The following is a 26,048-nucleotide window of genomic DNA, read 5'->3' on the forward strand; positions in this document are numbered from 1 at the left end:
ATAAGCCCACCCACATGAGATCGTCAACAGCTCAAAACAAGAAAAATCAAAAAAGTGACAACGTGTTGAAAAGATAGGGGTTTCTTGTTTTGTAGAGACTGAAAGGCCCTCGAAGCCCCCTCGCAAAGCCCAAATCACTGCGCAAAACTTTGTCCAGATGGTCAAACAGTGGGGCGAGAGGCCGATATTGCGCCGCGGTACCTCAAAGGCACCCGGTGCATAACGAGAATGTCGGGGAAAGCCCGACGGTTTCGCTTGACTTTGCGCATAAAGAAAAGGGCGCCAGCGGATATCCGCGGCGCCCTCCCCTGCCGGTCTTGGCAAGGCTTTCAGCCCTTCAGCTTGGACATGATCTGTTCAAGGAAACCGAGCAGCACGGCCGAAACCACGAAGGCGAGGTGAATGAAGGTCAGCCACATCAGCTTGGTGTCCGTATATTGCTGCACATTGAGGAAGACCTGCAGCAGGTGGATCGACGAGATCGCGACGATGGAGGATGCGACCTTGATCTTCAGGCTTCCGGAATCTAGCTTGCCGAGGAAGGAGACATCCGCCTCCGCCTCGTCGAAGCGGCTGACGAAATTTTCGTAGCCGGCGATCATCACCATCAGGATCAGGCTTGCGACGAGCGCTGCATCGATCAGTCCGAGCATGGCGAGGATCATCTCCGCATCGTCGAAGACGAAGACGTTCATCGCAACCTTGCCGAACTTGTAAAGGAACGACACCGCATAGACGGCAAGGGCGGCGACGAGGCCGAGATAGAAGACCACTAGGATCCAGCGGCTCGACAGGATGATGCGTTCAACCAGCAGTTCGAGGGATTTCATAAATTGGGCTCCAAGGATTCGGCATGATTAAGCGCTGATTAACCAATGCTCCAAAGCCTCGCAAGGCCTGCGCGGTAGACGCAAAAAGGGCGGCGTCCGCAAACGCCGCCCTTTCAAGGACACATCATCCTTATGCCCGACGGAACAGGCCCGCAATCAGCGACAGGACCAGAAGGGCCAGGAAGACGAAGAACAGGATCTGCGCAATACCGGCGGATGCACCGGCAATACCACCAAAGCCGAGCAGGCCGGCGACGAGCGCAATCACGAGAAAGACTACAGCATAATAGAGCATTTTGAACTCCTTCCTTGTATTGCTTGAAGAACGGCGGACGGTGGGAAAGGTTCCCGGACGTTTTATGGAATAAAACTGTTTTGTAACGACCGACTTTTCCATAAAACGATGCCGCCGCGGCCTTTCGGCTGCGGCGGCATGAGCGGTGACCGATGTGGTCGCGGACATCTACTTTGCGCAATTCTTGCCAAATCGTTTCCGATTCAGGCGGTCATGGCATTAGTGACGCTGCGCCCAATCGTCGATCTGCCGCTCGGCCTCCTCCTTGGCGAGGCCGTAGCGCTGCTGGATCTTGCCCGAAAGCTCAACCCGGCGGCCCTGGATGACATCGACATCGTCATCCGTAAGCTTGCCCCATTGGGTCTGGGCCTTGCCCTTGTATTCGGTCCACTTGCCTTCGATGATATCCCAGTTCATGTCGCTGTCCTTTCAGTTCCTTGGAACGCCGTGGCGTTGACGAGAGGAAAACCGTTCAGCCTGAAAAAGGTTCCCGATTTGCTCAATGCATGACGGGACGACCGTCTGTTTTGGTGTTTTCGGCAACGATGACGCCCTCTGCTGGCGGACTTACCTGGCGCACGTCGACCTCGAGACCTTGTCGGGTCATGGTCCAGCTGATCTCAACGTCTTCTTCGATCCAGGCCGGATCAATTGCCGCGCATCGGGCATGCACGATGCGCCTGCTGGCACCGGCGCCACCGAGCGCCGATGGCAGCGCGCTCTGACATTCTTCCATGGATTCGAACGCCACCTGGGGCGCTTGCAGTTCTTCACAGGCGAGGCTGCCATGGCTGCAGCCGACCAAAAGCATGATTGCGGCTATATGTTCCATTTCATGTCTCCATCACCTTCGGGCCAGACCCGTCGTGTCGGACAAAACAACGGAGGCACGGGCCGGAAAGTTCCGGGCCGCCCTCATGACGTCGCTGTCACATTTTCGGGAACAAAATCCGTTGCGGCCCGTTGTCGGCCCATCGCTCGATAGCGAAGTGGACGTGAAAGGAAGCGCAGATGCTCAGCACCATACTCCTCGTGATTTTGATTTTGCTTCTGGTCGGCGCATTGCCGAACTGGGGATACAGCCGCAGCTGGGGTTATGGCCCGTCCGGCGGTCTGGGCCTGATCGTCCTTATCCTTCTCATCCTCGTCCTTATGGGACGTATCTGATCCCACAACCATTCCAGGAGCCGCAACAATGAAGAACACCATCATCGCGCTTGCCCTCGTCGCCTCCACCATCACCCTCACCGCCTGCACCCAGACTGAACGCGGCACCGCGATTGGTGCTGGCACGGGTGCCATTATCGGCGGCGTCGTGACCGGCCGTGCCGGCGGCGCGCTTGCAGGTGCTGCCATTGGTGGCGTGGCGGGCTATCTCGTCGCCCGCTCTGACCGCAATGGCTACTGCATCTATCGCGACCGCTACGGCCGCCGCTACGAAGCACGTTGCCGCTGACAGGCAGCCGGTCGATCGAAACGCGAAACGGGCCTCACGGCCCGTTTCTTGATGTCATGAACTGGAATGGATGGATGCGTTCAGGAACCGCGCTTGGCCTTTTCCTCCGCCTCGTCGAGTTTTCCCAACAGGTCCAGAATGCGATCTGGCACAGGCTCCGTCTCGATGACGTCGTAGAAAGATTTCAGCTTGCGGCCGATCGGACCGTTCGGGTCGAACGCAGCCTTGTGCGGCGCATCCCGACCAACGCGTTTCTTTTCCTTGCTGGGCTCGATCATGGTCTTGTTTCCATCGCGTGCTGCCCGCTATCTTCCTTTTGCCCAAGATACCAAATAGCAAGTTTGACTTAGCATGCTACCAATAGGTTTCCGTATAGTGAACTCTAGCGGAAACGGTTCCGATGCGGAACATATTCACGGAGAACTAAATGTCACTTTCCACCCGTATCGCACCGCATCTAGCCTATCTGAGGCGGTTTTCCCGTGCCGTGACGGGCTCCCAGACGTCCGGCGACGCCTATGTCGCCGCCATGCTCGAAGCGCTCGTCGCCGATATTTCGCTTTATCCGGAGGGTCGCAACGACCGTCTGGCGCTCTATCGGCTCTATTGCACGCTGTTCGAGAACCTCGACGTGACGCTGCCGGTCAACACGTCTCCCTTCGGCTGGGAGCGGCAGGCCGCCGCAAACCTCGCTAACCTGCCGCCGGCCGAGCGCAAGGCCTTCCTGCTGGTCTCCGTCGAGGGCTTCGATTTTTCCGAAGGCGCCGACATTCTCGATGTTTCCGAAGAGCGCTTCAGCGAATTGCTCGACGAGGCGTCGCGCGACATCTCCAGCCAGGTCGCGACCGACATCATGATCATCGAGGACGAGCCGCTGATCGCCATGGACATCGAGGACATGGTGAAGGGTCTCGGCCACAATGTGACGGGCATCGCGCGCACGCATTCCGAGGCGGTCGAGCTCTATCACCGCACCTCGCCGCGCATGGTGCTTGCCGATATCCAGCTTGCCGACGGCTCGTCGGGTATCGACGCGGTCAACGACATCCTGAAGAACAGCACGATCCCGGTGATCTTCATCACCGCCTTCCCGGAACGGCTGCTCACCGGCGAGAAGCCTGAACCGGCCTTCCTCGTCACGAAGCCGTTCAACCCCGATATGGTGAAGGCGCTGATCAGCCAGGCGCTGTTCTTCGACGAACAGGCGCGGCTGTCCAAATCGGCCTGACAGGCGAGACGGCAACAAAAAGGCCCGCGCAAGCGGGCCTTTTCCGTTTCAGCCGTACGGCGCTGATCAGAGCGCGGCGACGACGATGACTTCGACCAGGTAATCCGGCGTGGCGAGCTTGGATTCGCCGGTGGCTCGTGCGGGCGTGTGGCCTTGCGGCGCCCAGGTGTCCCAGACGGCGTTCATCTTGGAGAAATCCGCCATGTCGGCAAGCCAGACCTGGGCGGAGAGGATGCGGGTCTTGTCCGTGCCGGCGAGCGCCAGCAGGCGGTCGACTTCGGCCAGCGCCTGCCTGGTCTGCTCGGTGACATCGGAACCCGCCTCGCCGACCTGACCGGCCAGGTAGACGGTTCCGTTGTGCACGACGGCCTGGCTCATGCGCGGGCCGGTTTCAAAGCGTTTGATGTCCATGTGTCGTTCCTGTCAGGTCTAGAAAATTTCCCGCGAAAGCGGTGTGCCGTCTATACGGGGCCATGCCCGGCGACGCCAGTGGCAGGCCGGCAAATTCCGACGACGGCTAGCGGAGGGCGGCCAATCCGTCGAACGCATCCGCGACGATCGCCTCGACGGAGGCGTCGATATCGACGGTGACGACGCCGGGTTCACCGGAGGGGTCCTCCAGCGTGGCGAGCTGGCTGTCGAGCAGGCTGACAGGCATGAAATGATCGCGCCGCGCCGCCATGCGGGCCATCAGCAGGTCTCGGCTGCCCTTGAGGAAGACGAAGGCGAGCGTGCCGCCGGCGGCCTGGCGCAGACGATCGCGGTAGGCTTTCTTGAGGGCCGAGCAGGAAACCACGACGCTCTTGCCGTCGTTCAAGGTCTCGGCCATGGCGCGGCCGATCGTATCGAGCCAGGGCCAGCGGTCCTCGTCGTCGAGCGGGATGCCCTTGGACATCTTTTCGACATTGGCGGCCGGGTGCAGGCTGTCGCCCTCGATGAAGGCGGCGGGAAGCGCTGCGGCAAGGCCCTCGGCGACCGAGGTCTTGCCGCAACCGGAAACGCCCATGACGACGATCGCGCGTGTCACGAGCGTTGGTCTCAGGCCGCGCGCTTGCGGCGTTCGATGCGGGCGCGGATGGCGTCCACGTCGACCCGCGGCGTCGCGGCGAACAGGGTTTTCGTATAGGCGTGCTGCGGGTCCTCGAAGACCTGGTCGCGGCTGCCATATTCCACCGCCTCGCCGAAATACATCACCATCACGTCGTCCGCGATGTGGCGCACGACCGAGAGGTCGTGGCTGATGAAGACGTAGGTCAGGTGAAACTCGTCCTGAAGGTCGGCGAGTAGGTTCAGCACCTGGGCCTGCACCGACAGGTCGAGCGCGGAGACCGGCTCGTCGAGCACCAGCAGGCGCGGATTGAGCATCAGCGCACGGGCAATCGCCACGCGCTGGCGCTGGCCGCCGGAGAACATGTGCGGGTAGCGCCCGTAATGTTTCTCCTCCAGCCCGACCTTCTTGAGGATCGCCATGGCGCGGTCGCGCCGCTCGCCCGCCGGGATCTTGGTGTTGATGACCAGCGGTTCCGTCAGGATGTCGCCGATCTTCTTGCGCGGGTTCAGCGAGCCATAGGGGTTCTGGAAGACGATCTGCACCTTGCTGCGCATTTCGGAGGTCAGCGGCTCGCTGGCGATATCGACCTTGCGGCCGTCGATCAGCATTTCGCCCTCGGTGATCGGGTCGATCATCGTGACCATGCGGGCGACCGTGGACTTGCCGCAGCCGCTTTCGCCGACGATGGCGAGCGTCTTGCCCTCTTCGACGTTGAAGCTCACGCCCTTGACGGCGTGAACAGTCTTGGCCGGTTTGAACAGGCCGCCGGGGATGTGATAGTCGCGCTTGAGGTTGCGCGCTTCGAGAACAGGGGTCATCGCAAAGCTCCCGCAAAAATCTCGGCGTCGGTCAGCTTTTCCGTGATCGTCGGCAGGCGTCCGCCCACCGCGTTTTCCGGAAGCGCGGACAGCAGCGCCTTGGTGTAAACGCTCTTCGGATTTTCGAAGAGCGACAGCACATCGGCCGATTCGATCTGGCGGCCCTTGTACTGCACGATGACGCGGTCTGCCGTTTCGGCCACGACCCCCATGTCATGGGTGATGATGATGAGGCCCATGCCATATTCGGCCTGGAGCTTCATCAGGAGGTCGAGGATCTGCTTTTGGATCGTTACGTCGAGCGCGGTCGTCGGCTCGTCGGCGATCAGGAGCTTCGGATTGCAGGCAAGGGCCGTGGCGATCATCACACGCTGGCACTGGCCGCCCGACATCTGGTGCGGGAAGTGGCCGAGGCGTTCTTCCGGGGTCGGAATGCCGACCGACTGGAAGAGCTCGATTGCGCGATCGCGGCGCGCCTTGCGGCCGAGATCGGTGTGGACGCGCAGCACCTCCTCGATCTGGAAGCCGACCGTGAAACACGGATTGAGGCTGGCGATCGGTTCCTGGAAGATCATGGCGATGTCCTTGCCGATGATCTTGCGCCGGTCGCTGTCCGACATGGCCTGCATGTCGCGACCGTTGAAGGTGAGCACGTCGGCCGTCACCTTCGCCGTCCAGGGCAGAAGCCCCATGGCGGCGAGCATGGAGACCGACTTGCCCGAACCGGATTCGCCGACGATGGCGAGCACTTCGCCCTCGTCGACCTTGAGCGAAACGCCATCCACGGCGCGGAAGGGACCGGAGGCCGTCTGGAATTCGACGGTGAGGTTTTTGACTTCGAGAAGCGGCATCACGACCTCTTCAGCTTGGGATCGAGGGCGTCGCGCAGGCCGTCACCCATCAGGTTGATAGCCAGCACGGTGATGAGGATGGCAAGGCCGGGGAAGGTCACGACCCACCAGGCGCGCTGGATGAATTCGCGCGCTTCGGCAAGCATCGTGCCCCATTCCGGCGTCGGCGGCTGGGCGCCCATGCCGAGGAAGCCGAGCGCCGCAGCATCAAGGATCGCCGCCGAGAACGCGAGCGTCGCCTGCACGATGAGCGGTGCGAGGCAGTTCGGCAGGATCGTCAGGAACATCAGGCGAAGCGTACCGGCGCCCGCAACCTGCGAGCCGACGACATAGTCCTTGGTCTTTTCCGTCATGACGGCCGCGCGCGTCAGGCGCACGAAATGCGGCTGGTTGACGAGCGAGATGGCGATCATGGCGTTGAGCAGGCCCGGCCCCAGAACGGCCACCAGCACGAGGGCGAGCAGCAGCGAGGGGAAGGCCAGGATGATATCCATGATGCGCATAATGAACGTGTCAACCTTGCCGCGGAAATAACCCGCGATGAGACCGATCAGCACGCCCGAGACCACCGACAGCGTCACGACGACGAGACCGATGAAGAGCGAGAAGCGCGCGCCGTAGATGAGGCGCGAGAGGATGTCGCGGCCGACGGCGTCGGTGCCGAGAATGTGCCCCCACATGCCGCCCTCCTGGAAGACCGGCGGCAGGAGAAGCAGTTCGCGGTTCTGGCTGCTCGGGGCGTGCGGCGCGACGAAGGGCGCGAAGACCGCGACGAACAGGATGATCACGAAGAACACGAGGCCGATGACGGCGCCCTTGTTGCGTGAGAAATAGAACCAGAATTCGGAGAGGCCCGACGGCGGCTTGCCGCCCGTCTTGACTTCGGTGGTGGTTGGAACAGCACTCATGAGATCGCCTCCTAATGCCGGATTCGCGGGTTGACCCAGCCGTAAAGCAGGTCGACCACGAGATTGACGATCATGATGACGGCGGCGATCAGCATCAGGCCACCCTGCACCACGGCATAGTCGCGCTTGAAGACGCTGTCGACCATCCACTTGCCGATGCCAGGCCAGGAGAAGATCGTCTCGGTGAGGATGGCGCCCGCGAGCAGCACGCCGACCTGAAGGCCGATCGTGGTGATGACGGGGATCATCGCGTTGCGCAGCGCATGCACGCCGATGACGCGGAACGGCGACAGGCCCTTGGCGCGCGCGGTGCGGACATAGTCCTCACCCAGCACTTCGAGCATGGCCGAACGGGTCTGGCGCGCGATGACGGCGAGCGGGATCGTCGCGAGCACGACGGTCGGCAGGATCAGGTAACTGAGCGCCGACTTGAACGCGCCCGCCTGCCCCGAGATCAGGCTGTCGATCAGCATGAAGCCGGTGACCTGCGGGAAGAAGTACATCAGCGAGATGCGTCCCGAGACCGGCGTCCAGCCGAGATAGCCGGAGAAGAAGATGATGAGCAGCAGCCCCCACCAGAAGATCGGCATCGAATAGCCGACGAGGGCGACGCCCATCAGCGACTGGTCGAGCCAGGTCCCCCGTTTCACCGCGGCGAGCACGCCGGCGGGAATGCCGAGCGCGATGGCGACGATGATGGCGCAGAGCGAGAGCTCCAGCGTTGCCGGGAAGAGGTTGACGAAATCGTCGAGCACCGGGCGCTTGGTGACGATGGACGAACCGAAGTCGCCCGTCAGAAGACCGCCGAGATAGTCGAAATACTGGATGTACATCGGCCGGTCGAGGCCGAGCTGGTGCATGAGCTCGGTATGCCGTTCCGGAGACATGACGCGTTCGCCCGACATCAGCATGACCGGATCGCCCGGCAGAAGTCGAATGAAGGAGAACGCGATGAGCGATACCCCGAGGAACGTGGGTATCAGGACGGCGAGCCGTCCGAAGATAAAGCGAAACATGGGAGCCAATCCCTTCTTTTTTGTGAAAAACCGGCGGCTCGAATGTCTTCGAGCCGCCGGCCAATGCACGCTCTTTGCGGCGTGCCTTTTTCGTAGCCGATATTACTCGGCGATGTCCACGCCTTCGAACACGAAGTCACCGAGCGGCGACTGTACGAAGCCCGAGACCTTCTTGCTCATCGGAACGACGGCAAGCGAGTGGTCGAGGGTGTTCCAGGGCGCTTCGCGCTTGAAGATGACCTGGGCCTCTTCATAGAGCTTCGTGCGCTCTGCAACGTCGGCGGTTTCCTTCGCCTTCGTCATCAGGTCGTCGAATTCCTTGTTGCACCACTGCGCACGGTTGTTGCCGCCGACAGCGTCGCAGCCGAGCAGGGTGTCGAGGAAGTTGTCCGGGTCGCCGTTGTCGCCGGTCCAGCCGAGGATAGCCGCGCCGTCGCGGTCCTTGGCGGAGGAGAGCTTCAGGTATTCGGCCCATTCATAGGAGACGATCTCGACTTCGACGCCGATCTTGGCGAGGTCGGCCTGCATCAGTTCCGCTGCACGGCGGGCGTTCAGCATGTAGGGACGCGCGACCGGCATGGCCCAGATCTTCATCTTGAGGCCCGAAACGCCAGCGTCTTCGAGCATCTTCTTGGCGGCTTCCGGATCGAACGCGTCGTCGACGACGGCGTCGTTATACGACCACATGGTCGGCGGGATCGGGTTCTTGGCAACCGTTGCCGCGCCCTGGAAGACAGCGTCGACGATGGCCTGGCGGTTGATCGCCATGTTGAGGGCCTTGCGGACCTCGACCTTATCGAAGGGTGCAACCAGCGTGTTGTAGGCGAGGTAGGCGACGTTGAGGCCGGCCTGCTCGGAGATGTGCAGGTTCGGATCGGCCTTCAGCTCGGCCACGTCAGCCGCGTTCGGGTAGGACATCAGGTGGCATTCACCGGCCTTCAGCTTCTGCGCGCGAACGGCTGCATCCGTGGTGATCGCGAAGACCAGGTCGTCGATCTTCTGCTTGCCGCCCCAGTAGTCCGGGTTGGCCTTGTAGCGGATCGCCGCATCCGGCTGGTAGGCGACGAAGGTGAACGGACCGGTGCCGAGCGGCTGCTGGTTCATCAGCTCCATCTTGCCGTCAGCCTGAAGCTTGTCGGCATATTCCTTCGAGACGATCGAGATGAAGGGCATGCCGAGGTTCGCCAGCAACGGCGCTTCGGGACGCTTCAGCGTGATCTTGACCGTCAGGTCGTCGATCTTCTCGATCTTGTCGAGAACATCCGGCAGGCCCATGCCGGAGAAGTATTCCCAGGACGCGCCCGGAACGTACTTGTTCCACGGGTTGTCGGCCTTGTACTGGCGCTCGAAGGAGAAGATGACGTCGTCGGCGTTCAGCTCACGCGTCGGCGTGAAATACTCGGTCGTCTGGAACTTGACGCCCTTGCGGAGCTTGAAGGTGTATTCCTTGCCGTCTGCCGAAATTTCCCAGCTCTCAGCCAGCGCGGGTTCGAGTTCCGTCGTGCCGCGCTTGAATTCCACCAGACGGTTATAGACCGTGTGTGCAGCTGCGTCGAAGGTCTGACCGCCCGTATAGAGGCCGGGGTCAAAACCTTCCGGCGAGGCTTCCGAGCAATAGACGAAGGTCTTCGACCAGGCGGCCGTTGCCATCAGTGAGGCAAGCGCCGTCGCTGCGAGAAGAGTAGTCAGCTTTTTCATAGTGAGCTTCCCAGGTTTGCTTTTTTGTTCTCTTGTTGCGGGCTCGGGTGCATTTCCTGCCCCGGCCTTGCGGGGATGGAACGACATTTGCCGCAGGATTGCAATAAGTCCGCGAACAAATTTGTCCAAACGGAAAAAACCACGGAACATTATTCTCCACAGCATTAGAAACGCCTTCAAAAGTGCCGCGAATCAGGCACCGTGGGACCTGTCAATCCCCACCTGCCCCGATGGCGACGACACGGCAGGCGTGCCATATTCGGACATCGAGGCAAGGGAGGCTGCCCTTCGCTGTTTCGCACCGTGGCGGCGGAGCGAAACGTCAAAAGCGAAGGGCAACCTCCCTTACATTTTTTCCCAATATTTTCAGCATCTTGGCAAGCGGATGGCAAAAAAGTGTCCGCTCTTCGCGAAATTGTCCGGTAAAACCCTTTGCCGCCAGAGATTGCGGCGCTAGATTTGCACGCGTGGAATCCGGGGGTAGAGACCACGTGCCTGTGTTGAACAAACATTACCGGCGATATGGCTTCGAAAGCGATCTTGAGAAAGCTCTCAATCGCGTCGACTTCTTTCGTATTTTCCACACGATGGCGCTGCGCTACGGGTTCGAGCATTTCGGCGTGCTGCAGCTCGCCAACGAGCACGAGACCAGCATGCTTTCGAGCCGCCTCGTGCTGCACGACCTGCCAGCAGGCCTTGCCGAGACCTACGACAAGCGCCACCGCATCAACGATTCCGCAATCTTCAAGAGCTTCTACAAGTCGACCATCTCGACCGTATGGCTCGGCACCGACGCGCCGGAAAACGGCGCTGCAGGCGTCGACTTCCTCGACCAGATCGGCTTCGACATGGCGCTCGCTATCCCTGTGCACTCCATCGCCGGCACGCGCTATGTCGTGCTGTTCCTTGGCGACGGCGAGGATATCGGCCGCACCGAACATCTGGAAATCGCCTACGAGGCGAACTGCGCCTTCGACTATTTCTACCGCCAGGTGCTCGCCAACAAGGCCGGCATGGGCCTGACGCCGCGCGAGACGGAAATCCTGCGCTGGATATCCTACGGCAAGACGGCGAGCGAGATCGCGCTCATCGTCTCGGTTTCCGAGCATACGGTGAACTCGCACACGGCAACGATCCTCAAGAAGCTCGACGTGGTGAACCGCACGCAGATGGTCGCCAAGGCGATCCGCGAGCAGATTATTCAATGACGCTCATAAAACACCTGCGCCGTGCCACCGATAGCAGAGTTAGGGACTTGTTAATGGCCGCGGTCTGGATGAGAGTAACGGCGGTTTTTCGAGGCCGGCAGCCTCTTTGATGCAACCAGGTTCAGCTACGGCCATGACAGCAAAAGTGCATATCCTGCTCGTCGATGACGATCCTGCGGAAAACGTCATCCTCAGCGCGTTGATGCGCAAGGTCGCAAGCTATGCGATCACGCTCGATTATGTGGAAACGGTGGAAGGCGCGCTCGATTTCATCCGCTCGTCCGGCGTGCCGCTCGACATGATCCTGATGGACAACCGGTTGCAGCCACAGGCGGATTTTCGCGAGACGGTGCCGGAGCTCCGGCGCGTTGGCTATATCGGCCCGATCGGCGTCATCTCGTCGTCGATCAACGACGCCTATTTCCAGAAGATCGACGACTACGGCGTAGACTTCCGCATCGACAAGGCCGAGCTCGATCCGACGGCCATCGAATTCATTCTGCAGGAATATGTAAAGCGCGACGTCAGCGCCGGGGAATGAACGCGGCGCCATTTGTCGGGCGCCGGTCGCTCAGGCAGCGGGCTGCTGGACGAAGGCCGTTTCCAGGCCGAGAAGCATGCCGATCTGCGGGCGTGCCTTGACGAGATCGTCGATCGTGTACTGCTGAAGCACTTCGAAGAAGGCGTTCAGCGCCTTGCGCAGCGCCGAGTTGAGGCCACAGCTATCGACCAGCGGGCACTCGACCTCGCCGGCCTCGAAACATTCGGCCATGGCGAAGGAATCTTCCGTCACCCGCACGACGTCGAACAGGGTGATCTCGCTTGCGGGCTTGGGCAGGCGCACGCCGCCGTTGCGGCCGCGCACGGTCTCGATGATGCCGGCCCTCGTCAAAGGCTGGAGGATCTTGAACAGGAAAAGTTCCGAGACACCATAGGCCTTGGCGATTTCCGGAATACGGCTGAGCTTTCCACCATTCGCCGCGCAGTACATCAACATGCGCACGGCATAGTTGGTTTGTTTCGTCAAACGCATCGGGAACTCCGAATCCGGGTTTTGATAGGCATCACATATAGGGCAGATCGTCGTTTAGAACAATTCCAAAAACGCGCAATTTCAGAAAAGCGGAAAATCACAATCATGTTATGCCAGTGGTGACATGGTTGACTGCGAGGGGCAAGCCGCTAAACACGACTTTAGCAGTTAAGAATAAATGCACTCAGGAGGACACTATGCCACTGCTCAAGAACGCCCTCACCGCCCTCACGCTTTCCACCGCCGCCCTGGCGCTTGCGCTGCCCGCGCATGCGGAAGGTGAAGTCAACATCTATTCCTATCGCCAGCCGGACCTGATCAAGCCGCTGCTCGATGCGTTCACCAAGGAAACCGGCATCACCGCCAACGTGCTGTTCCTCGACAAGGGCCTTGTCGAGCGCATCCAGGCTGAAGGCGCGAACTCGCCGGCCGACGTCATCTTCACGGTCGATATCGCGCGCCTGACCGAAGCCAAGGACGGCGGCGTGACGCAGCCCGTCGTGAGCGAGGTCATCAACAAGGACATCCCGGCGCAGTATCGCGATCCGGACGGCAACTGGTTCGGCCTCACCACGCGCTCGCGCGTCGTCTATGCCTCGAAGGACCGTGTCGCGCAGAACGAAATCACCTATGAAGAGCTTGCCGACCCGAAGTGGAAGGGCAAGATCTGCACCCGTGACGGCCAGCATTCCTACAATATCGGCCTGACCGCCTCGATGATCGCCCATCACGGCGAAGCGAAGGCCGAAGAATGGCTGACGGGCCTGAAGAACAACCTCGCCAAGAAGCCGGACGGCGGCGACCGCGACCAGGCCAAGGCCATCCTTGCCGGCGAATGCGACCTGGCGCTCGGCAACTCCTACTATGTCGGCCTGATGCTGACCAACGAGAAGGAGCCGGAGCAGAAGGACTGGGCCGCCGCCATCAAGGTGCTCTTCCCGAACGCCGGCGACCGCGGCAGCCACGTCAACGTCTCCGGCATGGCGCTCGCCAAGAACGCCCCGAACAAGGACAATGCGCTGAAGCTGATGGAATTCCTGTCGGCCGGCACCGCGCAGCAGATCTATGCCGAGCAGGTCTACGAATATCCGGTCCTGCCGGGTGCCGAGCCCTCCGACGTGGTGAAGTCCTTCGGCACACTGAAGGCCGACGAACTGCCGCTCATCGACATCGCGGCCAACCGCAAAAAGGCCTCCGAGCTGGTCGACAAGATCGGCTACAACGACGGCCCGTCGCAGTAAGCCACGGCTTTAAAGCACTCAAAGGAAACGGCGGCCGATGGCCGCCGTTTTCATTTCATTGCAGGTCCGGATCCGACTGGCCGGAAATGATCCGGCTGTAGTCGATGATGTCCTTCTTGCGCTGTGGCGTGCCCGGATGGGTGGAGAGGATGTTGGTGTCGCCCTTGTCGCCGAGCTTTTCCTCCAGGAGGCCGAAGAAGCGGGCGATCGCCGTCGGGTCGTAGCCCGCCTTGGCCATCAGCTCCACCGACCGCCGGTCGGCCTCGGCTTCCGCACTGCGCGAATAGGACAGCGCCAGCAGGCCACCACCCTGCACCAGCACGTCCTCGACGCTGGAGCCGACATCGCCGGCGATCAGCATGATGAGGCCGGTCATGCCGGCGGCCCGGTAGAATTGGCGCAGGCTGTGCTCCAGCTCGACATGGCCGATCTCGTGCGCCAGCACGCCGACGATCATCTCGGTGTCGCCGGCCGCCAGCTCGACGAGCTGGTCGGTGATGACCAGCGTGCCATCCGGCAGCGCGAAGGCGTTCGGGCCGATCAGGCCGCCATCGCGGAAATTGAGGTTATAGGCGCCGGCACCGCGCGGCGACTGCGCGGCGATGCGTGCAAAGCCGTCTGCGATTTCCTTGCGGCGTGCTTCGGCAAGCTTGGTTGGCGAGAAGGTCGTCTGGTCGAGCGCCTCCAGCGTGCCCTGTGCCATCAGTTGCGGCACGATCGGCGGGGTCGTCAGGATGGCGACTTCGACGAGGGCCGGCACGCCCCAGCGATAGACCGCGCCGCCAAGCAGGAAGGCGGCGAGCACGATGAGGATGAGACGGAGCTTGAACTGCTCCAGCCAGTGCACGATGCCGGCACCGCCCTTGCCGCGCGCGGCGAGATAGCGGTCGATGCCGTCATTGTCCCAGGTCTCGAAGACCGAACCGTCCGGAAAGGTCACGCGGCGCGGGATGGCACCGACACGACTGGAAATCTCCACCCAGGAGAGGCCGGCGCCGGCAAGGGGCTTGTCGCCCCCCGCCGGCACGGCGACGATCTCGCCGGCCCGCTCGACGAGGCGAGCCTCGACCGAGCGGCTGGAACCGGCGGGATGCCAATCTCCACCGGCGATGGCAACATTCTCAGAAGCCAAAATCGAACCCTTCGAAGTCCATGAATTCGGAACCGACGGCCGACCCCTGGGCCTCGATCCGGCTGAACAGCTCGCCGATATCGCCCGTGAAGGTGATGCCGGTGTGCTCCCAGGTATAACGCGCCATGCGCACCGCCGCCCAGGGCCGCATCAGGCCGAAGGTGAGGATGGTGATCAGGACGTTGGAAATGGCGATCCAGGTGTAGCGGGTGCGCGAGACGTCGCTCATCAGCCGATGCTGGCCATCGAAGGTCGTGGCGGAATAGGCGATGTTGCGCACGCCCGCCCGGTAGAACAGGCCGGCAATGCCGAAGGTGGCAAAGAGCGTGATATAGGCGATCGTGCCCGCGATGAAGAGCGGGATCTGCTGCTCCGGCGTCAGCGCGCCGGGCGTCTCGATCATCGACAGGATGATCGGCAGGTTGATGAAGGCCAGCAACGCGATGATGCCGAGGCCAAGCACGACGATGAGCAGCGACAGGAACCAGGACTTGTAGATAGCGCCGAGCTGCGGATCGGTATCGAAGGCCTTGCCGCCGTAGCGCAGGTTCGAGCCGACGTAGCGCGAGACCCAGCGGCTGGCGAGCGGTGTCAGGATGCCGATGGTGATGACGGCGAGCAGGCTGCCGAGGATGAAGGCCTTGAAGGCGCCACCGGCACCGCCGACGAAATCGAAGCGCACGTTGCGGTAGCTCGTGACGCGCGCGGAGAAGCGCAGGCCCTTGGCAACGAGCCACGGCAGCGCGATCAGCACGACGAGGGTGGGCAGCAGTACAAGGATCGGCACGAGAGCTGCGATCACGTTGAGCACGACGAAACCGCCGAGCACGATGAGGCGGCCGATGAGAATCTGCAGGCCCTTGGCATGGTATTCGAAGGACCGGCCAAGCAGCACGGTATTGCCGTAGAAATATCGATTGCGGCGCACCTTCGCCCAGGCCGAATAAATGCCGAGCGTGATGATCGTCAGCAGCACATTGACGATCCAGATGCCGAAATATTCAGACGCCCTGCCGGTGAACGTAATCCGGTGAAAGCCGCTCGCCTGTGCGGCGGGCTGCGCAGATGCTGCGAATGACATATTGTTTGCCCCTTCCAAATGCATAGAACACGAGGGCTTAACGGGCCGGGCTAGCCGGCTATTCTTCGCAAAGCACAAAAAATCGGCAATGCAAAAAGGGCCCCCGAAACGGGAGCCCCTTCAATTCCATCAGCAAAGAAGCATCACTTCATCGTCGGCATGACGAATTCGGCGCCGTCCTTGATGCCCGACGGCCAGCGGCTGGTGATCGTCTTGGTGCGGGTCCAGAACTTGATCGAGTCCGTGCCGTGCTGGTTGAGGTCACCGAAGGACGAAGACTTCCAGCCGCCGAAGGAGTGGTAGGCGAGCGGAACCGGGATCGGAACGTTGACGCCGACCATGCCGATGTTGATGCGGCTGGCGAAGTCGCGGGCCGCGTCGCCGTCACGGGTGTAGATCGCGACGCCGTTGCCGTATTCGTGCTTCATCGGCAGGTCGAGGGCTTCCTCGTAGTTCTTGGCGCGCACGACGGACAGAACCGGGCCGAAGATTTCGGTCTTGTAGATTTCCATGTCCGGCGTGACGTTGTCGAACAGGCAGCCGCCGACGAAATAGCCGTCTTCATAACCCTGGAGCTTGAAGCCACGGCCGTCGACGACGAGGTTGGCGCCTTCTTCCACGCCCTTGTCGATGAGGCTCAGGATGCGGGCCTGGGCTTCCTTGGTGACGACCGGACCCATGTCGGCCTTGTCATCGGTATAGGGGCCGATGCGCAGGCTCTCGATCATCGGCGTCAGCTTTTCGATCAGCCGGTTGGCGGTTTCCTCGCCAACGGGGACGGCAACCGAGATCGCCATGCAGCGCTCGCCGGCCGAGCCGTAGCCAGCGCCCATGAGGGCGTTGGCGGCCTGGTCGAGGTCGGCATCGGGCATGATGATCATGTGGTTCTTCGCGCCGCCGAAGCACTGGGCGCGCTTGCCGTTCGCGGCGGCCGTGCCATAGACGTAGCGGGCGATCGGCGTGGAGCCGACGAAGGAAACGGCGGCGATATCCGGATGCGCCAGGATGCCGTCGACCGCGCCCTTGTCGCCGTTGACGACGTTGAGGATGCCGGCCGGAAGGCCCGCTTCGATCATCAGTTCGGCAAGGCGGATCGGCAGGGACGGATCACGCTCGGAAGGCTTCAGGATGAAGGCGTTGCCGCAGGCGATGGCGGGCGCGAACATCCACATCGGGATCATGCCCGGGAAGTTGAAGGGCGTGATGCCGGCGCCGATGCCGACCGGCTGGCGGATCGAATACATGTCGATGTTCGGGCCGGCGCCTTCGGTGAATTCGCTCTTGGAAAGGTGCGGGATGCCGATGACGAATTCGCAGACTTCCAGGCCGCGGATAACGTCGCCCTTCGAATCCTCGACCGTCTTGCCGTGCTCGCGGGAGATCAGAACGGCCAATTCGTCCATGTTCTGGTTCAGAAGCTCGACGAACTTCATGAAGACGCGGGCGCGGCGCTGCGGGTTGGTGGCGGCCCACTTCGGCTGCGCGGAAAGCGCGCTGTCGATTGCGGCCTGCAGGTCGGCATCGTTGGCAAGTGCCACCGTCGCCTGGACTTCGCCCGTCGCCGGGTTGAAGACGTTCGCGGTGCGGCCGCTGGTGCCGGCGACCTTCTTGCCGTGGATGAAATGGCCGATCTCGTACATGGGGAGCTCCTCCGTTGTTGTGAGAGGATCATCGCACTTCAATTTGCACAACTCAATCACCTCATATAAGGAACCGTTGTGCAAAAATTGAAGTCGGAGGCCGGTATGAACTGGGATGACGCACGCATGTTCCTCGCGGTTGCCCGCACCGGCCAGATCCTCGCCGCCTCCCGCCGCCTCGGCGTCAACCATGCAACACTCAGCCGGCGTGTCAGCGCGCTGGAGGAAGCGCTGAAGACGCGCCTCCTGATCCGCCGCACCAATGGCTGCGACCTCACGGCGGAAGGCGAGGTTTTTTTGCGCGCGGCCGAGCGGATGGAGACGGAAATGCTGGCGGCGCAGGCGAGCATCGGCCGTATCGACACCGCCGTCGCCGGCACCGTGCGCGTCGGCGCGCCGGATGGTTTTGGCGTTTCCTTTCTGGCACCGCGGCTCGGGCGGCTGACGGCGCGGCATCCGGAACTGAAGATCCAACTCGTGCCGGTGCCGCGCTCCTTCTCGCTGTCGCAGCGCGAGGCGGATATCGCGATCACGCTGGAGCGGCCGGAACAGGGCCGCCTCGTCTCCTCGAAGCTCACGGACTATACGCTCGGGCTCTATGCCTCGCGCGACTACCTTGCGGAACACGGCACGCCGGAGACCGTCGAGGACTTGAAGGCGCATCGACGGGTCGGCTATGTGGAAGACCTGATCTTCACGGCCTCGCTCAACTTCACCGGCGAGATCATGCGCAGCTGGGATGCGAGCTTCGAGATTTCCAGCGCGACGGGCCAGACGGAAGCCGTGCGCTCCGGCGCCGGCATCGGCATCCTGCACGATTATATCGCCCGGCAGTACGGCGAACTCGTCCGCCTGCTGCCCGCCAACGCGATCCGCCGCGCCTACTGGACGACCTGGCACGAGAGCGCGCGGGATCTCGTGCGCGTTCGCACCGTTGCGGAATTCGTGCAGGAACTCGTGCGGCAGGAGCACGAGATCTTTCTCTGAGGCTTACTCGCCGGGCAGCGGCACCAGCGCCCTTTTCGCCCGCGCGCTCACCGCTGCCTCTTCCACCGGCTTTTCGACAACCGCCACTTTCACCTTTTCCTGCGTGGCCTCGCCCGGCAGGGGAACGCGCACGGCATTGCGGATGATGGCCGGCTCCTCCGCCCGCTTCTCCTCCACCACGCGACGTTTTGGCCTGCGGACCTCGACATCATCCTCGACGGTCGCCACGGGCTCGGCGCGGGTGAGCACCGGTTGGCTGCGGCCATAACCGCTGCCGCCGGCATAGCTCAGCATGTCGAACGTATCGCGCGTCACCGGCTTCAGCCGCATGCCGGCCATCAGCGATGCGATGCGTTCCTGCGGCATGGTGGGATGGCAGAAGCGCAGGCGCACCTGCGCAGAATAATTGCCGGCCCCCATCCGGCCCATCGCCGTTTCGCGCACCGGCGAGACGCGCTTTGCGAACTGCCAGGCGTAGAGGCAGCTTCCGGATTTCCCGAGCGGGCCGGTGGCATAGCCGTAGATGCCGTGCATGTTCTGGCCGGGCGCGGCGTCGATCATCATGGCGACGCCGGGCAACGCCTGTCGCATCTCGGCGAGGATGGCGCGGCGTGTCGGAGCGCGCAGGAAGGTCACGCCTTCGGAGGGCGTGCCGATGCGCACGGTGAGCACATTTTCACCGGCGGATGCCGTTGCGTTGGAATAGACGATCGCCTGTTCGAAAAATTCGCCGCGCACCGTCTGGCGCACGCTTTCGATGCGGCCGGAGATCGACGGCAGATAGGCGGCCGCGAATTCCGGCGACACTTCTGTCGAGATCGGCGGCGCATCCGGCCGGATGGCGCCCGTTTCGAGGAACGGGTCGTGCACCGCGGTGCAGCCGGTGGCGAGGAACGGAAGTGCGGCGAAAAGCAGCCAGCGCATGAAAAACCTATCGGGTGGGGTAATCGGAGGAGATGGCGAGGCCGCGCGCGGCCGCCGGGTCATAGAGATGCGTGTTCAGCCGGGCGAAGACGGCCTGCGCCTCGGCACGGTGGCCGAGATGATAATGCGCCCAGCCGCGCAACTGGCTGAGATCGGCGGGTTCGGCGACGAGGCCTGCGCGCGCATTCAACGCATCGAGCACGCGCTGGTACTGCTTGTGATCGAAGGCCGAGCGGGCGCGCTGGAAGTAGATTTCGGCCCGCACCTCGCGATCCCGCTTTTCCGAGAGCGCATACATGCCGATCATCGCCTCGGCATCATCCGTCAGGCGGCCGCGCAGCAGGGTGAGTGCGGCGCCATAGGCGGCATCGGCCTGCGTGCGACCGTTGCCAAGCGCCGCCTCGAAGGCGTTACGCGCATCGGCAAGCCGGTTCAGCCCGAGATGGCACCAGCCCTTGATGAGCATGGCATCCGAGGATACCGCGCCGCGCGCTTCCATCGCGGAAATGTCCTCTATGCAGGCGCTGAACCGCTTCGCCTTGAAATGCGCGAGATAGCCGGTGCTGCCGCCGGTGGAGGCGACTGGCATGTCGATGGCGATGCTGCGGCGGCCCTTTGGCGGGGTCGCGACCTTTATCTCCGCCCAGATATCCGGGTAGATGTCGCGATACTCGCCTTCGAGCGCCGCATAGTCCTTCTTCTCGCCGAGCCGCAGCAGGCTGAGCGCCAGGCCCTTGACCCGCACCGGCGCGCTTTCCCAATCGATCGACTTCGCGAACCAGGCCTTCGAGGCCTCGTACTGGCGGGAATTATAGGCGTACCAGGCGAGGATTTCCGCATGATCGGCATTCGACGTCGCGAGGATGGCGTTGCTATAGGCCGTGACGGTCTTCACGTCTGCATCCGGCTGGTCGGGCTTGGAGAAGCGCAACGACAGCGCGTTCATCAGGAATTCCGGATCGCCCGAAAGGTCCTCCAGATACTGTTCCGCAACGGCGTAGGCCTCGTCCTGCTTGTTCTGCGCGGCGAGCGACAGGTAGAGGCCCTTGGCGTCGTTCTCGTCACGATGCTTGACGAGCGCCGCCTTGAACCAGCGCTCGGCGCTCTCCGGCGCCTTGAGCTTCAGGTCATACCAGCCGAGCAGCGCGAGGTCTTCGGGGCGGTCGCCCTTTTCCGCAGCCAGACGCAGCTTGCCGACCTCGCCTTCGCCGATCGGCGTCTGGCGCTTCTCGTCGGCGTTGAAATCGGCGACCTCCTTGCGGGTCAGGTCCAGTTCGACGGGCTGCAGGCCGGCCTGGAGCATCGGCGAGGTCGCAAGCAGGCCCATCGCCTTGCGCACGTCCCCGGCCGAAAAATCGCGCGTCGATTTCTGCAGGGTTGTCAGGAGCTGCTGGTCCGGCAGGCGCTTGTCGCCCTCGCGGAAGAGCAGGCCGCGATAGACATTGGTCAGCGCGTCCTTGGCGCCGGTCTGCGCATAGGCATCCAGCAGCATCCAGACGAGATCGACTTCCGTCTCGCTCGATGGATCGAGCGTCTTGGCGGCTTCAATGACGCCCATCCAGTCCTTGCGGGCGGTGGCGGCCATCATGTCGACGCGCTGCTTGCGGCGGGCGAGCTTGCCGGAAAAATCCTCGCTTGGGCGCCATTCCGGATTTTCCGACTGACGGCGGCCGATCTCGGCATCGATGCCGAGGAAGTCGTTTTTCTCGTAGAGCGCCCAGAGGGTGCTTTCGTCCACCTGCCGGGCGGGCGGCGAATAGACGTCGGCGGGCACGACGAAATCCGGATATTTCAGCCGAAGCCGGTTCGTCTCGGCCTCCAGCCGATCCTGCTGCTTCTGTTCGGCATAATAATAGAGTGCCGCCAGCTCGACCTCACCGGGGCCGGGTTTGCTTTCGCCGGCCAGCGCCGAGGAGCCGAGCAGCAGGGGGATAAGGAAAATCGCTCTCATCGGTCGGACCTCACGCCCTTGCGCGGCACCGTGATGCCGAGCCAGACGGCGAAGATGCCGAGGCAGGCGAGCACGAGCAGCACGTAGATCTGGAAATTGTCGGAGAACCAGGCGGCCGCGACGCGGCGCAGGTTACCGGGGCTGCGATCCTGGAGATCGGCGATGTAGCGATCAGCGGCAGGCAGGCTGACGAGCGACAGGCTCGCCGTCTCGATCGTGGCGGTGCCGCCATCGAGATCGCGCCAGATAACGGGCTCGACGAGCCGGTTCACGCCCGCCTCGATATCGCGCGGCGCGCTCGCCTTGATCACCGTCCAGGTGGAGAGGCCGTCGGGCGAGCGCATCTGCGAGAGGGTCACCAGCGAACCGGCGCCATGCGGCGCGACACGCGCGGTGTCGTCCCCCTGGTAGCTCAGCCAGCGGCCGAAATTCTTCGTGGCGGCGGAAAGCCAGAGCTGTGCACGCGAGCCGAAGGACAGGTCGCCCTCGCCGGCCGCCGTCGAATTGTGGAAGGCTTGCAGCAGGTCGGCGGTCTCGTTGCCGGTGGCGGTGTCCGAGACCGATGCGGTGACGACCGGATCGGGTTCCAGCAGGGCTGCGACGGAGGCGCTGATATCCGTTTCACTCGGGAAGGATGCCTTGTCGGTGGCGCCGAGTTCGGCGAAATCGTTCTGCGACGAGACGACGAGCGCATCGCGGCCGGTGCCTTCCGTGGGCGTGCCGATGGCGATCTTCGCGGTCAGCGGCGCACGGGCCGAAAGGGCGAGGCGCGACAGCAGGGTGAGGCCGGCGCCGACCGACTGGCTGTCCGCCCGGTCGATGACGAGATCGAAGGGCTTGCCGCCGCCATAGGGGTAGGCCTTGCCGGCAAGTGCTGCGAGATCGGGAAGCCGGCCGACGCGGGCGAGTGCCGGAACTTCGATCGCCGTCGTATCGAGCAGGATGAAACGCGGCTTGCCGTCGTCACGCTCCTCCGGCCGGCAGGCGGCATCGGCGGCGACTGGCAGTTCGGCGAGCAGTTCGATGCGGTTGACGCCGGGGCGGAAGGCGCGCAGCGGCAGTTCGATGCGCTTGCCGTCGAACTGTTCGCCCTCGCGGTTGCGGAACGGGTAGCTCTTCACGACCTTGTCATTGACGCGCACGAGGAGCTGGGCGGCCTGGTCAAGGCCCGGCGAGGTCGCGGCATGCAGGCGAAGGTCGAGCGTCGCATATTCGGCGGCGTAGAAATCCGCCGGCATTTCGACGGCGAAATCGGTGCGCGACAGGCGGCCGGAGAAGACGCGGGTCTCGTAGCCCGCCTCCTTCAGCGTGCGCCGTTCGCCGGCATCGACCGCAAGCACGCCCATGCCCTTCTCGAAGATGCCGGACTTCAGTCCATCGGCAAGCGGCCCCTTCACGGCGGCAAGCACGGCAGCATTGACGTCATTGAGATTGGCGGCGCGCAGGACGACCGTCGCCCGGTCCGCGGTAGTGCCGGACTGGACGGAAAGGCCGCGCGGAGCGCTCGAAAGACCGAGCTTGGAAAGCGTTGCGGCGCCGCCGCGGTCCATCGCCATGACGAGATCGATGCCCGGGCCGGTGCCCGGCTTATCCGCAACCGAGACGCTCACATCATCCCGGTTCAGGAAGAGCATGAGCGATTGCAGGACGGGCGCGACCTCGTTCAGTACCTCGGCGTTCAAGGCACCAGGAACGACGATGCGGACATCCGTGCGCTGCGCCGCATTGCGGCGGACGGCCAGCAGGCTGTCGAAATCGGCAAAGCCGGACGCGGCGCTGGTGGCGAAACCGCTCGATGCGGGATCGAGTTTCGTCCAGAGCTCATAGGTCGCATCGAGCGAGCAATCCACCCGATGGTGCTGCCGGGCGCGAATGCGCACGACATTTCGGCCGGCCTTGAGGAATTCGGAGGCGACGACGATCTTCTCCGTCAGCGTGCCGTTCGGCGAGGCGATGGCGAAGCTGCCGACGTCCCGGCCGTTCACCTCGACATCCATCTTCGCCGTATCGGGCAGCACGGAGACGGCATTGATATAGGCAAGGTTCAGCGTGCCGCCGGCAGAGACCTGCGGGCCATCCAGCGCGAAAGTTAAGGTCGCGACATCGTCCTCGCCGGCAAGCGTGTAGGCATCCGCCGATTGTTCGAAGGGCACGAGGGTCTTGTCCGCCGCCTGCTCGGCCTTCTTCGTCTCTATGGGTTCGGGAAGCAGACCGCCGGACAACGCCGTGCCTTCGAGCAGCGGCTTGACGCTATCGGCCACCAGCCCTTCCGCCCGGCCGGCACCGGCCGAGGCGACGAGGAGGGAAAGGCCCAGCATTGCGAGGAGAGATGTCTTAGCCATAGGCTTGGGTTCCTGTGAGGACCGGCGGCAGCTCGACGGCGCGGCCGGGGATCTGGGCATTGTTTTCCTTCACCACGATCGGCGCGTCGGCGAAGGATTTGACGGCGCTTTCGCGGATGAGGCCGGCGGAATATTGCAGCGCGCGCAGCGTCTCGCGGATGCTCCACAGCGCGAAGCGCGAGGTGCCCCAGAAGAAGCTGCGGCGCACCTGACGGCGCACGAGCCGCTCCTGGAGGACCGCCTGGTCGGAGAACATCAGCTCGGCGATCGCCATGAAGGTCTCCGGCGTGCGCTCTTTGTAGGCGAAGCCGTAGATGGCACCCTCGCCGGCCGTGCGGCTGGAGCGGCAGATCACGTCGAAGGCGATGATCTGGCCGGCGCGGCGAAGCTGGATCGTCGCCTCCAGCGGCGTTTCGAGGTCGATCTCCGGCGCCTTGTCGACGAATTCCACCGAGATGCCGCCGGAGGACGCATCCTGGATGATGATGTTGTTGAGCTTGCCGTCGATCTTCATCAGCGCATGGCGCTTGACCGGCAGGCGCTGGTTGCGGCGCAGTTCGCGGCGTTCGGCGACGACGCCCAGCGCCGCACCGGCAAGGCCGAGATTGATGAGGTTCCAGCCGGCGACGATGGTCAGAAGCTCGGTCGCGACCGGCTCCGTCAGGAAGCGGTAGCCGGAATAGAGGGCTGCGGCCAGGAGCACGAAGAAGATGATGAAATAGGGCCGTGCCAGCGGCGAAAGCATGCTGCGGTCGAGCGTCTGGCCCTTGGCGGTGACGTTGAAGGTGGGTTTTCGCGGATTGCGGATCACGCTGAGGATCGAGCCGAAGAGCAGCACCGACTGGACATATTCATAAAGCTCGGAAACCCAGGGCCAGCGCACGCGACCGTAGAGGTAGCTCTGCATGGCGAAGGAGCCGATGAGATAGGTCACTGCATAGGAGGCGAATTCGAGGATGTTCGCCTGGTAGATTTCCAGCGAGAAGAAGATGTAGAGCAGCGGCGAGAAGACGAAGGCGAGCCGCGACAGCGGGAACAGCCAGAACAGGTTGATGCCGGCATAGCAGATGCGCTGGGCGAGCGTCAGGCCCTTGGCGAGGAACGGCCGGTTGAGGATGAGGATCTGCAACATGCCCTGGCACCAGCGGGCGCGCTGGCCGATGAAGGACACGAAGGTCTCCGGCTGGAGGCCGGCGATCAGCGGCTTGTCGACATAGATGCTGTGCCAGCCCTTGGAATGCAGCGCCAGCGCCGTCTCGCAATCCTCGGTGATCGACTGGCCGGAGAAACCATTCGCCGACGCCAACGCCGAACGCCGCAGCACCGCCGCCGAGCCGCAGAAGAACGAGGCGTTCCACTTGTCGAGCCCGCGTTGCAGGATCGAATAGAACATCTCGTTTTCGGACGGCATGCGCGCGAAGGTCTGGAGGTTCTTTTCCAGCGGATCGGGGTTTAGGAAATAGTGCGGCGTCTGGACGAGGAACAACTTTTTATCTTCGCGGAAGAAACCGACTGTCTCGCGCAGAAATTCGCGCACCGGCGCATGGTCGGCGTCGAAGACGACGACGAGTTCGCCGTTCGAGACCTTCAGGCCCTCGTTGAGGTTGCCGGCCTTGGCGTGGTCGTTCTGCTTGCGGGCGTGGTAATGCACGCCGAGCGAGGCACAGAGCGCCTTCAGCTGCTCGTGGCGGCGGATGGCGGCAATCGCGATGCGCGGGTCCTTGTGGTTGCGCTTGGCCTCCGTGCCGCCATCGTCCAGCAGATAGACGTTCAGCTTGTCCTTCGGATAGAGCAGCGATTTTGCCGCGGCGAGCGTGCCGGCGAGCAGTTCGGGCTCCTCGTTATAGGACGGGATGAAGACGTCGACGGTGGGCAGGCTTGCGGCCTCGCCCGGCTCCGGAGTTTTGCGCTTCAGCGGATCGGCCAGCATGAAAAAGCTGATCGCCAGCATGGCGAGGCAGTACATCTCGGCCAGATACAGGATCAGGCCGGGGATGAAGTTGAGCGGCTCGTAGATGCTCGGCAGCGTCTCCGTAGTGCGCCAGAAGGCGTAACGCATGGCGAGGATGCCGGCAAAGGTGAAGGTGACGAGCCGCAGGGTGGTGTTGGCCGGGCGCGTCATCGCCAGGAACATCACGCCGAGCACGGCGAAGGAGAGAATAAGCTGGGCCTGGAGGCTGATCGGCAGCCAGAGAAGGAACAGCCCGAACATGCCAGCGGGAACCGCCAGCCACTTGACGCACGTCATGTGCATATGAAAACCCCATTTGCATCGCGGCAGCGCGTCATGCGGACCGGTTCCACACAGGAACAGGTCAGACCCTAGGGTTCAGTGGTCAACGGATTCCTAATACAGTG

At 62.9% G+C, this 26,048-nt stretch carries 27 protein-coding genes; 7 read left to right on the plus strand and 20 right to left on the minus strand.

Going from position 1 to position 26,048, the window contains the following annotated elements:
• Nucleotides 1-329 precede the first annotated feature (329 nt).
• From AC1Q6Z_RS27480 to AC1Q6Z_RS27495, 4 genes are all read right to left on the minus strand, one after another.
• Nucleotides 330-830 carry a TIGR00645 family protein gene (locus AC1Q6Z_RS27480; RefSeq protein WP_069059874.1) on the minus strand — a complete coding sequence of 167 codons (501 nt, stop codon included), beginning with the start codon at nucleotides 828-830 and terminating at the stop codon, nucleotides 330-332.
• A gap of 130 nt (nucleotides 831-960) precedes the next feature.
• The gene (locus AC1Q6Z_RS27485; RefSeq protein ID WP_023514833.1) at nucleotides 961-1,125 is read right to left on the minus strand and encodes a DUF1328 domain-containing protein; all 165 of its coding nucleotides are present in this window, start codon (nucleotides 1,123-1,125) and stop codon (nucleotides 961-963) included.
• A 219-nt stretch (nucleotides 1,126-1,344) separates the two neighbouring features.
• Entirely contained in the window at nucleotides 1,345-1,542 is a 198-nt protein-coding gene (locus tag AC1Q6Z_RS27490) for a CsbD family protein (protein ID WP_492649911.1), read from the minus strand.
• A gap of 82 nt (nucleotides 1,543-1,624) precedes the next feature.
• On the minus strand, nucleotides 1,625-1,957 hold the full coding sequence (locus AC1Q6Z_RS27495) for a hypothetical protein (RefSeq protein WP_435267664.1): 333 nt from the start codon (nucleotides 1,955-1,957) through the stop codon (nucleotides 1,625-1,627).
• Nucleotides 1,958-2,136: 179 nt separating this feature from the next.
• On the opposite strand from AC1Q6Z_RS27495, the gene AC1Q6Z_RS27500 reads away from it, so the two are divergent.
• On the plus strand, nucleotides 2,137-2,292 hold the full coding sequence (locus AC1Q6Z_RS27500) for a DUF3309 family protein (RefSeq protein ID WP_256120656.1): 156 nt from the start codon (nucleotides 2,137-2,139) through the stop codon (nucleotides 2,290-2,292).
• A 28-nt stretch (nucleotides 2,293-2,320) separates the two neighbouring features.
• Nucleotides 2,321-2,581, plus strand: a complete 261-nt coding sequence (locus AC1Q6Z_RS27505) for a YMGG-like glycine zipper-containing protein (RefSeq protein WP_256120657.1) — start codon at nucleotides 2,321-2,323, stop codon at nucleotides 2,579-2,581.
• Nucleotides 2,582-2,661: 80 nt separating this feature from the next.
• Here the strand turns inward: AC1Q6Z_RS27505 and AC1Q6Z_RS27510 are convergent, their stop codons facing one another.
• Nucleotides 2,662-2,859, minus strand: a complete 198-nt coding sequence (locus tag AC1Q6Z_RS27510; protein ID WP_256120658.1) for a NepR family anti-sigma factor — start codon at nucleotides 2,857-2,859, stop codon at nucleotides 2,662-2,664.
• A gap of 149 nt (nucleotides 2,860-3,008) precedes the next feature.
• On the opposite strand from AC1Q6Z_RS27510, the gene AC1Q6Z_RS27515 reads away from it, so the two are divergent.
• A complete protein-coding gene (locus AC1Q6Z_RS27515) occupies nucleotides 3,009-3,809 on the plus strand; it encodes a response regulator (protein ID WP_256120659.1) in 801 nt (266 codons plus the stop codon).
• 66 nt (nucleotides 3,810-3,875) lie between these two features.
• Here the strand turns inward: AC1Q6Z_RS27515 and AC1Q6Z_RS27520 are convergent, their stop codons facing one another.
• The 7 genes from AC1Q6Z_RS27520 to AC1Q6Z_RS27550 form a co-directional block, all read right to left on the minus strand.
• Nucleotides 3,876-4,220: a RidA family protein gene (locus AC1Q6Z_RS27520; RefSeq protein ID WP_327506288.1), complete on the minus strand. Its 345-nt coding sequence runs from the start codon at nucleotides 4,218-4,220 to the stop codon at nucleotides 3,876-3,878.
• 106 nt (nucleotides 4,221-4,326) lie between these two features.
• The gene (locus tag AC1Q6Z_RS27525; RefSeq protein ID WP_435267683.1) at nucleotides 4,327-4,815 is read right to left on the minus strand and encodes a gluconokinase; all 489 of its coding nucleotides are present in this window, start codon (nucleotides 4,813-4,815) and stop codon (nucleotides 4,327-4,329) included.
• A gap of 32 nt (nucleotides 4,816-4,847) precedes the next feature.
• Nucleotides 4,848-5,678 carry a dipeptide ABC transporter ATP-binding protein gene (locus tag AC1Q6Z_RS27530; protein WP_256120661.1) on the minus strand — a complete coding sequence of 277 codons (831 nt, stop codon included), beginning with the start codon at nucleotides 5,676-5,678 and terminating at the stop codon, nucleotides 4,848-4,850.
• Nucleotides 5,675-6,529, minus strand: a complete 855-nt coding sequence (locus tag AC1Q6Z_RS27535; RefSeq protein WP_256120662.1) for an ABC transporter ATP-binding protein — start codon at nucleotides 6,527-6,529, stop codon at nucleotides 5,675-5,677. Before AC1Q6Z_RS27535 ends, AC1Q6Z_RS27530 begins: the two co-directional genes overlap by 4 nt.
• Nucleotides 6,529-7,437 (minus strand): ABC transporter permease subunit, encoded by a 909-nt coding sequence (locus AC1Q6Z_RS27540; protein WP_256120663.1) that lies wholly within the window; start codon nucleotides 7,435-7,437, stop codon nucleotides 6,529-6,531. Before AC1Q6Z_RS27540 ends, AC1Q6Z_RS27535 begins: the two co-directional genes overlap by 1 nt.
• Before the next feature lie 11 nt (nucleotides 7,438-7,448).
• A complete protein-coding gene (locus AC1Q6Z_RS27545; protein WP_256120664.1) occupies nucleotides 7,449-8,453 on the minus strand; it encodes an ABC transporter permease subunit in 1,005 nt (334 codons plus the stop codon).
• Nucleotides 8,454-8,555: 102 nt separating this feature from the next.
• Nucleotides 8,556-10,151, minus strand: a complete 1,596-nt coding sequence (locus AC1Q6Z_RS27550) for an ABC transporter substrate-binding protein (RefSeq protein WP_492649912.1) — start codon at nucleotides 10,149-10,151, stop codon at nucleotides 8,556-8,558.
• A gap of 491 nt (nucleotides 10,152-10,642) precedes the next feature.
• Between AC1Q6Z_RS27550 and AC1Q6Z_RS27555 the strand changes: the two genes are divergently transcribed.
• Complete coding sequence (locus AC1Q6Z_RS27555; RefSeq protein WP_435267663.1) at nucleotides 10,643-11,359, plus strand: LuxR C-terminal-related transcriptional regulator; 717 nt, start codon at nucleotides 10,643-10,645, stop codon at nucleotides 11,357-11,359.
• A gap of 133 nt (nucleotides 11,360-11,492) precedes the next feature.
• Nucleotides 11,493-11,900 carry a response regulator gene (locus tag AC1Q6Z_RS27560; protein WP_256120667.1) on the plus strand — a complete coding sequence of 136 codons (408 nt, stop codon included), beginning with the start codon at nucleotides 11,493-11,495 and terminating at the stop codon, nucleotides 11,898-11,900.
• Between the two features lie 30 nt (nucleotides 11,901-11,930).
• On the opposite strand, the gene rirA is transcribed toward AC1Q6Z_RS27560, so the two are convergent.
• A complete protein-coding gene (gene rirA / locus AC1Q6Z_RS27565; RefSeq protein WP_256120668.1) occupies nucleotides 11,931-12,392 on the minus strand; it encodes an iron-responsive transcriptional regulator RirA in 462 nt (153 codons plus the stop codon).
• A gap of 197 nt (nucleotides 12,393-12,589) precedes the next feature.
• Between rirA and AC1Q6Z_RS27570 the strand changes: the two genes are divergently transcribed.
• Nucleotides 12,590-13,633 carry a Fe(3+) ABC transporter substrate-binding protein gene (locus tag AC1Q6Z_RS27570; RefSeq protein ID WP_492649913.1) on the plus strand — a complete coding sequence of 348 codons (1,044 nt, stop codon included), beginning with the start codon at nucleotides 12,590-12,592 and terminating at the stop codon, nucleotides 13,631-13,633.
• A 55-nt stretch (nucleotides 13,634-13,688) separates the two neighbouring features.
• Here AC1Q6Z_RS27570 and AC1Q6Z_RS27575 read toward each other — a convergent pair whose 3' ends face one another.
• The 3 genes from AC1Q6Z_RS27575 to AC1Q6Z_RS27585 all read right to left on the minus strand — a co-directional run bounded on the left by AC1Q6Z_RS27575 (nucleotide 13,689) and on the right by AC1Q6Z_RS27585 (nucleotide 17,486).
• Nucleotides 13,689-14,765, minus strand: coding sequence for a M48 family metallopeptidase (locus tag AC1Q6Z_RS27575; RefSeq protein WP_492649914.1), 1,077 nt, complete (start codon nucleotides 14,763-14,765; stop codon nucleotides 13,689-13,691).
• On the minus strand, nucleotides 14,755-15,846 hold the full coding sequence (locus AC1Q6Z_RS27580; RefSeq protein ID WP_492649915.1) for a YjgN family protein: 1,092 nt from the start codon (nucleotides 15,844-15,846) through the stop codon (nucleotides 14,755-14,757). The genes AC1Q6Z_RS27575 and AC1Q6Z_RS27580 overlap by 11 nt, the downstream gene beginning before the upstream one ends.
• 143 nt (nucleotides 15,847-15,989) lie before the next feature.
• Nucleotides 15,990-17,486, minus strand: a complete 1,497-nt coding sequence (locus AC1Q6Z_RS27585) for a CoA-acylating methylmalonate-semialdehyde dehydrogenase (RefSeq protein ID WP_130516252.1) — start codon at nucleotides 17,484-17,486, stop codon at nucleotides 15,990-15,992.
• 105 nt (nucleotides 17,487-17,591) lie between these two features.
• Here AC1Q6Z_RS27585 and AC1Q6Z_RS27590 point away from each other — a divergent pair, with 105 nt between their 5' ends.
• Nucleotides 17,592-18,473 carry a LysR family transcriptional regulator gene (locus AC1Q6Z_RS27590; RefSeq protein ID WP_327506294.1) on the plus strand — a complete coding sequence of 294 codons (882 nt, stop codon included), beginning with the start codon at nucleotides 17,592-17,594 and terminating at the stop codon, nucleotides 18,471-18,473.
• A 3-nt stretch (nucleotides 18,474-18,476) separates the two neighbouring features.
• Here the strand turns inward: AC1Q6Z_RS27590 and bcsN are convergent, their stop codons facing one another.
• The 4 genes from bcsN to bcsA are packed head-to-tail and all read right to left on the minus strand — an operon-like array spanning nucleotide 18,477 to nucleotide 25,938.
• On the minus strand, nucleotides 18,477-19,397 hold the full coding sequence (gene bcsN, locus AC1Q6Z_RS27595) for a cellulose biosynthesis protein BcsN (RefSeq protein WP_492649916.1): 921 nt from the start codon (nucleotides 19,395-19,397) through the stop codon (nucleotides 18,477-18,479).
• A gap of 7 nt (nucleotides 19,398-19,404) precedes the next feature.
• Entirely contained in the window at nucleotides 19,405-21,348 is a 1,944-nt protein-coding gene (locus AC1Q6Z_RS27600; protein WP_492649917.1) for a bacterial transcriptional activator domain-containing protein, read from the minus strand.
• The gene (locus tag AC1Q6Z_RS27605; protein ID WP_492649918.1) at nucleotides 21,345-23,690 is read right to left on the minus strand and encodes a cellulose biosynthesis cyclic di-GMP-binding regulatory protein BcsB; all 2,346 of its coding nucleotides are present in this window, start codon (nucleotides 23,688-23,690) and stop codon (nucleotides 21,345-21,347) included. Before AC1Q6Z_RS27605 ends, AC1Q6Z_RS27600 begins: the two co-directional genes overlap by 4 nt.
• Nucleotides 23,683-25,938 (minus strand): UDP-forming cellulose synthase catalytic subunit, encoded by a 2,256-nt coding sequence (bcsA, locus tag AC1Q6Z_RS27610; protein ID WP_492649919.1) that lies wholly within the window; start codon nucleotides 25,936-25,938, stop codon nucleotides 23,683-23,685. Before bcsA ends, AC1Q6Z_RS27605 begins: the two co-directional genes overlap by 8 nt.
• Nucleotides 25,939-26,048: the final 110 nt, after the last annotated feature.

It is taken from the genome of Shinella sp. GW835-FHT14H05 (assembly GCF_058793575.1).

What these genes read in the sequence shown, in the direction of transcription:
- AC1Q6Z_RS27480 (WP_069059874.1), bottom strand. Translation starts at nt 830, where the DNA reads ATGAAATCCCTCGAACTGCTGGTTGAACGCATCATCCTGTCGAGCCGC.
- AC1Q6Z_RS27485 (WP_023514833.1), bottom strand. Translation starts at nt 1,125, where the DNA reads ATGCTCTATTATGCTGTAGTCTTTCTCGTGATTGCGCTCGTCGCCGGC.
- AC1Q6Z_RS27490 (WP_492649911.1), bottom strand. Translation starts at nt 1,542, where the DNA reads ATGAACTGGGATATCATCGAAGGCAAGTGGACCGAATACAAGGGCAAG.
- AC1Q6Z_RS27495 (WP_435267664.1), bottom strand. Translation starts at nt 1,957, where the DNA reads ATGGAACATATAGCCGCAATCATGCTTTTGGTCGGCTGCAGCCATGGC.
- AC1Q6Z_RS27500 (WP_256120656.1), top strand. Translation starts at nt 2,137, where the DNA reads ATGCTCAGCACCATACTCCTCGTGATTTTGATTTTGCTTCTGGTCGGC.
- AC1Q6Z_RS27505 (WP_256120657.1), top strand. Translation starts at nt 2,321, where the DNA reads ATGAAGAACACCATCATCGCGCTTGCCCTCGTCGCCTCCACCATCACC.
- AC1Q6Z_RS27510 (WP_256120658.1), bottom strand. Translation starts at nt 2,859, where the DNA reads ATGATCGAGCCCAGCAAGGAAAAGAAACGCGTTGGTCGGGATGCGCCG.
- AC1Q6Z_RS27515 (WP_256120659.1), top strand. Translation starts at nt 3,009, where the DNA reads ATGTCACTTTCCACCCGTATCGCACCGCATCTAGCCTATCTGAGGCGG.
- AC1Q6Z_RS27520 (WP_327506288.1), bottom strand. Translation starts at nt 4,220, where the DNA reads ATGGACATCAAACGCTTTGAAACCGGCCCGCGCATGAGCCAGGCCGTC.
- AC1Q6Z_RS27525 (WP_435267683.1), bottom strand. Translation starts at nt 4,815, where the DNA reads ATGGGCGTTTCCGGTTGCGGCAAGACCTCGGTCGCCGAGGGCCTTGCC.
- AC1Q6Z_RS27530 (WP_256120661.1), bottom strand. Translation starts at nt 5,678, where the DNA reads ATGACCCCTGTTCTCGAAGCGCGCAACCTCAAGCGCGACTATCACATC.
- AC1Q6Z_RS27535 (WP_256120662.1), bottom strand. Translation starts at nt 6,529, where the DNA reads ATGCCGCTTCTCGAAGTCAAAAACCTCACCGTCGAATTCCAGACGGCC.
- AC1Q6Z_RS27540 (WP_256120663.1), bottom strand. Translation starts at nt 7,437, where the DNA reads ATGAGTGCTGTTCCAACCACCACCGAAGTCAAGACGGGCGGCAAGCCG.
- AC1Q6Z_RS27545 (WP_256120664.1), bottom strand. Translation starts at nt 8,453, where the DNA reads ATGTTTCGCTTTATCTTCGGACGGCTCGCCGTCCTGATACCCACGTTC.
- AC1Q6Z_RS27550 (WP_492649912.1), bottom strand. Translation starts at nt 10,151, where the DNA reads ATGAAAAAGCTGACTACTCTTCTCGCAGCGACGGCGCTTGCCTCACTG.
- AC1Q6Z_RS27560 (WP_256120667.1), top strand. Translation starts at nt 11,493, where the DNA reads ATGACAGCAAAAGTGCATATCCTGCTCGTCGATGACGATCCTGCGGAA.
- rirA (WP_256120668.1), bottom strand. Translation starts at nt 12,392, where the DNA reads ATGCGTTTGACGAAACAAACCAACTATGCCGTGCGCATGTTGATGTAC.
- AC1Q6Z_RS27570 (WP_492649913.1), top strand. Translation starts at nt 12,590, where the DNA reads ATGCCACTGCTCAAGAACGCCCTCACCGCCCTCACGCTTTCCACCGCC.
- AC1Q6Z_RS27580 (WP_492649915.1), bottom strand. Translation starts at nt 15,846, where the DNA reads ATGTCATTCGCAGCATCTGCGCAGCCCGCCGCACAGGCGAGCGGCTTT.
- AC1Q6Z_RS27585 (WP_130516252.1), bottom strand. Translation starts at nt 17,486, where the DNA reads ATGTACGAGATCGGCCATTTCATCCACGGCAAGAAGGTCGCCGGCACC.
- AC1Q6Z_RS27590 (WP_327506294.1), top strand. Translation starts at nt 17,592, where the DNA reads ATGAACTGGGATGACGCACGCATGTTCCTCGCGGTTGCCCGCACCGGC.
- bcsN (WP_492649916.1), bottom strand. Translation starts at nt 19,397, where the DNA reads ATGCGCTGGCTGCTTTTCGCCGCACTTCCGTTCCTCGCCACCGGCTGC.
- AC1Q6Z_RS27600 (WP_492649917.1), bottom strand. Translation starts at nt 21,348, where the DNA reads ATGAGAGCGATTTTCCTTATCCCCCTGCTGCTCGGCTCCTCGGCGCTG.
- AC1Q6Z_RS27605 (WP_492649918.1), bottom strand. Translation starts at nt 23,690, where the DNA reads ATGGCTAAGACATCTCTCCTCGCAATGCTGGGCCTTTCCCTCCTCGTC.
- bcsA (WP_492649919.1), bottom strand. Translation starts at nt 25,938, where the DNA reads ATGACGTGCGTCAAGTGGCTGGCGGTTCCCGCTGGCATGTTCGGGCTG.